The 1,139-nt window shown below is 79.0% G+C and carries 1 protein-coding gene; it reads left to right on the top strand.

What is annotated here, in order from left to right; translation table 11 throughout:
- Window positions 1–1,052 (top strand): hypothetical protein (locus AA75_RS32970; protein ID WP_199520467.1); only part of this gene is annotated, 1,052 nt, incomplete at its 5' end.
- Between the last annotated feature and the right edge of the window lie 87 nt (window positions 1,053–1,139).

The raw sequence follows: 1,139 nt of genomic DNA, 5'->3' as shown, positions 1-1,139 counted from the left end.
TGGAGGAGCAGCTCGCGGCCGTCATCGCGCAGGAGAGCGCCATGACCGGCGTGCTGGAAGGCCTCGCCGCGCTGGCCGGCACGCCCCTCGGCCACGACGGCGACCCCGACACCGCCGCACCGGAAGCAGTGGTGCTGCAGGCGCCGTCGGACGTGCGGGCCGGCGCCGCCGACCCCGGCACGGCCGACGCACCGGTGAGCGGCGTCGACGACGAGTCGGCCTCGACGGACACCGCCACCGCGCCCGCGCCCGACGCGGCCGCCCCCGCACGCAGGCGCGGCACCACGCGCAAGACCCCGGCCGCCGCCGAGGCGCCGGACGCGGCACCCGCCGAGGCTGCCACCACCCGCAGGACACGGGCCAAGAGCTCCCCCGCCACGCCTGCCGCGAAGGCGGCCGGCAAGGGCACCACCTCGCCCACGGCGCAGCACGACACGGCACCGGCCGCCGCGGCCACGACGCCGAAGGCCCCCGCCCGGGCAGCCGCCGGGCGCACCGCGAAGAAGACGGCGAAGCCCGTCACCACGGCCGGGGCGAACAGCTCCCCGGAGCCCGCCAAGCCCGCGAAGGCCGCGAAGGCGGTGAGAAAGACGGCCCGCACGACGGTCGCGGCGGCCGGCGAGCAGCCCGCCCCGGCCCGCACCGCGACCACCACAACGAAGAAGGCCACCGCCACCGCCAGGAAGACCGCCGGGCAGGGGGCGCCGAAGGGCAGTGTGTCTCGGGTGGCCCGGTCGAAGGGCGCCGTGGTGCCTGCGCAGGCCGGACCGGTCGACGGCCCGGCCCCGGCGGCGGACGGGCAGAAGCGGCGCCCGGGCGGCGGCCGCAGGCCGGGGCTGACCGATGCCGCCGGTGTCCTCGCGGTGCTGGCCGACGCGTCGGGCCCGCTGCGGGCCCGTGAGATCGCCGGCCTGCTCGGCCTGGACACCCTCGACTCCAACGTCAACGCCGTCCGCACCCGCCTGGAGCGCCTTGCCAAGGCCGGGCAGGCGCAGCGGACCGGGCGTGGCCTGTACACCGCCGCCACCGCGTCGGGCCGGGCTACGGGCTGACCGTCCGACGGGAGTCGTTCCCGAGCCGGTCCTCCTCCTGGCGATCCGGCTGACAGCCGTGCGCCCAGGCCGCCTCCGGCGGCCGGG

This window comes from Kitasatospora sp. MBT63, assembly GCF_000710465.2.
In the GTDB taxonomy this organism is placed as follows: Bacteria; Actinomycetota; Actinomycetes; order Streptomycetales; family Streptomycetaceae; genus Kitasatospora.
Note: the sequence above shows the minus strand (reverse complement) of the source record. Positions and strands in the feature narration are given on the sequence as shown.